Annotated in this window: 2 protein-coding genes and 1 pseudogene; all 3 read right to left on the bottom strand. The window is 71.2% G+C overall.

Annotated features, from left to right (window positions below; genetic code table 11):
* Positions 1–232: 232 nt before the first annotated feature.
* Entirely contained in the window at positions 233–2371 is a 2139-nt protein-coding gene (locus tag VR44_RS04395; RefSeq protein ID WP_045946024.1) for a 3-hydroxyacyl-CoA dehydrogenase NAD-binding domain-containing protein, read from the bottom strand.
* On the bottom strand, positions 2368–3594 hold the full coding sequence (locus VR44_RS04400; protein WP_045946025.1) for a thiolase family protein: 1227 nt from the start codon (positions 3592–3594) through the stop codon (positions 2368–2370). Before VR44_RS04400 ends, VR44_RS04395 begins: the two co-directional genes overlap by 4 nt.
* 486 nt (positions 3595–4080) lie before the next feature.
* A pseudogene (locus VR44_RS04405) lies at positions 4081–4332 on the bottom strand (ribonuclease D); the annotation flags it as partial.

Below are 4332 nucleotides of genomic sequence, written 5' to 3' on the forward strand. Positions count from 1 at the left end.
GCACCCGCGCCCTGGTCTGGCTGCGGATCGCCGAGACCGCCGCGAAGCTCGGCAAGCGGGGCGACGACCTGCGCCGCCAGGCCGCCCGGCAGGCCCTCACCCTCAACCCGGCCTCGCCCGCCGCCCAGCGCCTGCTCAAGAGCGGCAGACTCGGCCGCAGGTGAACCGGGGAAAAGGGGAAGGCCCCGTCCGCACCAGGTGCGGACGGGGCCTTCCTTCGTTCCGTGCTGCGTTACGCCGGGACGCTGGCGACGCCCGGGGCGAGGAACTTCTTGCCGTTCACCCGCTCCGAGACGCCCTCACGGTCCAGGTACGGGGTGATGCCGCCCAGGTGGAAGGGCCAGCCCGCACCGGTGATGAGGCAGAGGTCGATGTCCTGGGCCTCGGCCACGACACCCTCCTCCAGCATCAGGCCGATCTCCTGCGCCACCGCGTCCAGGACCCGGTCGCGGACCTGCTCCTCCGTCAGGACGGAGTCGCCCTGCACCAGGAGCGCGGCGACCTCGGGGTCCAGCTCCGGCTTGAAGCCGTTCTCGGCGGAGTAGACGTAGAACCCGCGCTTGCCCGCCTCGACGACCCGCTTGAGGTTCGGCGACACGGTGAAGCGCTCCGGGAAGGAGCGGTTCAGCGTCTCGGACACGTGCAGACCGATCGCCGGGCCGACGAGCTCCAGCAGCACCAGCGGGGACATCGGCAGGCCCAGCGGCTCGATGGCCTTCTCGGCGGTGGCCACCGGGGTGCCCTCGTCGATGACGTTCTGGATCTCGCCCATGAAGCGGGTCAGGATGCGGTTCACGACGAACGCCGGGGCGTCCTTCGTCAGCACGGCCGTCTTCTTCAGCTTCTTGGCGACACCGAAGGCGGTGGCCAGCGAGGCGTCGTCGGTCCGCTCACCGCGGACGATCTCCAGCAGCGGGAGGATCGCGACCGGGTTGAAGAAGTGGAAGCCGACCACGCGCTCCGGGTGCTGGAGCTTGGAGGCCATCTCCGACACCGACAGCGAGGAGGTGTTGGTGGCGAGGATCGCGTGCGCCGGGGCGACCGCCTCGACCTCCGCGAACACCTTCTGCTTGACGGACATCTCCTCGAACACGGCCTCGATGATGAAGTCCGCGTCCGCGAAGCCCTCGGCCTTGTCCAGGACACCGGTCACCAGGGCGGTCAGGCGGTTGGCCTTGTCCTGGTTGATCCGGCCCTTGTCGAGCAGCTTCTGGATCTCGGCGTGGACGTAGCCCACACCCTTGTCCACGCGCTCCTGGTCGATGTCGGTGAGGACCACCGGCACCTCCAGGCGGCGCAGGAACAGCAGCGCCAGCTGCGAGGCCATCAGGCCCGCGCCGACCACGCCGACCTTGGTGACCGGACGGGCCAGGGACTTGTCCGGGGCGCCGGCCGGGCGCTTGCCGCGCTTCTGGACCAGGTTGAAGGCGTAGATGCCCGAGCGCAGCTCGCCGCCCATGATGAGGTCGGCCAGGGCCTTGTCCTCGGCGTCGAAGCCGGCCTGCAGGTCGCCGTCCTTGGCCGCGGCGATGATCTCCAGCGCGCGGTAGGCGGCCGGAGCGGCGCCGTGCACCTTGGAGTCCGCGATGGAGCGGCCCTTGGCGACGGCCGCGTCCCAGGCCTCGCCGCGCTCGACCTCGGCCCGTACGACCTCGGTCTCGCCCTTCAGGACCTTCGCGGTCCAGATCAGGGACTGCTCCAGGAAGTCCGCGCCCTCGAAGATCGCGTCGGCGATGCCGAGCTCGAAGACCTGCTTGCCCTTGAGCTGGCGGTTCTGGTTCAGCGAGTTCTCGATGATCACCGAGACCGCGCGCTCCGCACCGATCAGGTTCGGGAGGATGGCGCAGCCGCCCCAGCCCGGAACCAGGCCGAGGAAGACCTCGGGCAGCGAGAAGGCCGGGATGGCCTTCGAGACGGTGCGGTACGAGCAGTGCAGGCCGACCTCGACACCGCCGCCCATCGCCGCGCCGTTGTAGTACGCGAAGGTGGGGACGGCCAGCGCGGAGAGGCGCTTGAAGACGTCGTGGCCGCCCTTGCCGATGGCGAGCGCCTCGTCGTGCTTCTTCAGCAGCTCGACGCCCTTGAGGTCGGCGCCCACGGCGAAGATGAACGGCTTGCCGGTGATGCCCGCGCCGACGATGGTGCCGGCGGTGGCCTCCTGCTCGACCTGGTCGATCGCCGCGTTCAGGTTCGCGAGGGACTGCGGGCCGAAGGTGGTCGGCTTGGTGTGGTCGAAGCCGTTGTCCAGCGTGATGAGCGCGAAGCGCCCGGCGCCGAACGGCAGGTCCAGGTGGCGGACGTGCGCGGACGTGACGACCTCGTCCGGGAACAGCTCGGCCGCGCCCTTCAGGAGCTCAGCGGTGGTGCTCACTTGGAGTCTCCCTCGGCGTCGAAGTTCGGGTTCTCCCAGATGACCGTGGCGCCCATGCCGAAGCCGACGCACATCGTGGTCAGGCCGTAGCGGACGTGCGGCTGCTCCTCGAACTGGCGGGCCAGCTGCGTCATCAGGCGGACGCCGGAGGAGGCCAGCGGGTGGCCGAAGGCGATCGCGCCGCCGTACTGGTTGACGCGGGCGTCGTCGTCGGCGATGCCGTAGTGCTCCAGGAACGCGAGGACCTGGACCGCGAAGGCCTCATTGATCTCGAAGAGACCGATGTCCTCGATGGACAGGCCCGCCTGGGCGAGGGCCTTCTCCGTGGCCGGGATCGGGCCGTAGCCCATGACCTCCGGCTCCACGCCCGCGAAGGCGTAGGAGACGAGGCGCATCTTGACCGGGAGGTTGTTCTCGCGGGCGAAGTCCTCGGACGCGATGATCGCGGCGGTGGCACCGTCGTTGAGACCGGCGGCGTTGCCCGCGGTGACCCGGCCGTGCGTACGGAACGGGGTCTTCAGGTTCGCCAGGTTCTCCAGCGTGGTGCCCGGGCGCATCGGCTCGTCGGAGGTGACCAGGCCCCAGCCCGTCTCGCCGACCTCCGCGTTGGTGTTGCGCACCGAGATCGGGACCAGGTCCTGCTGGATCTTGCCGTCGGCGTACGCCTTGGCGGCCTTCTCCTGCGAGCGCACGGCGTACTCGTCGGCGCGGAGCTTGGTGATCGTCGGGTACCGGTCGTGCAGGTTCTCGGCGGTCATGCCCATGAACAGGGCGGACTCGTCGACCAGCTTCTCGGAGACGAAGCGCGGGTTCGGGTCCACGCCCTCGCCCATGGGGTGGCGGCCCATGTGCTCGACACCGCCGGCGAGGGCGACGTCGTACGCACCGAAGGCCACACCGCCCGCGACGGCGGTCACGGCGGTCAGCGCGCCGGCGCACATGCGGTCGATGGAGTAGCCCGGGACGGACTGCGGGAGGCCCGCGAGGATGCCGGCCGTGCGGCCCAGCGTGAGGCCCTGGTCGCCGATCTGGGTGGTCGCGGCGATGGCGACCTCGTCGATCTTCTTGGGGTCCAGGTCCGGGTTGCGGCGCAGCAGCTCCCGGATCGCCTTCACGACGAGGTCGTCGGCGCGGGTCTCGTGGTAGATGCCCTTCGGGCCCGCCTTGCCGAACGGGGTGCGGACGCCGTCGACGAAGACGACGTCCCTGACGGTACGAGGCACGTTGGCTCTCCTCCAGGTGCGGGATGGCACTGCTGCGCGTGGACGCCGGCTCACTGAGCGGGCGCTCACCCGGCCCATGCTACTTGCGGGTAACCCATGTGGACAGTCCCGGGGCCGGGAGCGGCGAAGGTCACATCGCGCTCATCCCGGAGGGCCGGCCGGCGCGCACGGAAGATGGTGCCCGTGAGTGCGTACGTGAGGTGGGAGCGGCCCCTGCACCAGCAGGGCGATCCGAGGGCCGTGGCGGTGGACGGGGACTGCGTCGTGGTCCACGAGCGCCTCAGCAGGCTGGTCTGCCTGGACCCCGAGGACGGCTCGGTCCGGTGGGACCGCCCGTTCGGGCGATGGCCCCGGGCGGCGGCCGGGCCGGCTTCGTGCCGGAGTGGGACCGCGCCGTGCGGCGGTGGGGTCACGCCGGCGCCGTGGCCGGGAACGGTGAGAGCCCCCGTCCGCGGAGGCGGGACGGGGGCTCTCGGGGAGCACGGGTCAGGAGGCGGACGCCTGCAGGGCCGCCACCAGGGCCGGGGTGACCTGTTCGATCTGCCACGGGCGGGCGCCGTAGCCCGCCAGGGCCTCCGCCACCGCGCTCGTGTCGGCGTTCCGGGGCGGCTCCCAGCACAGCCGGCGCACGGTGTCCGGGGTGATCAGGTTCTCCTGGGGCAGGTTCAGCCCCTCGGCCAGCTCCGACACGGCCGCACGGGCCGCGGACAGCCGGGCCGCGGCGGCCGGGTCCTTGTC

Source organism: Streptomyces katrae (genome assembly GCF_000966975.1).
GTDB classification, from domain to species: domain Bacteria; phylum Actinomycetota; class Actinomycetes; order Streptomycetales; family Streptomycetaceae; genus Streptomyces; species Streptomyces katrae.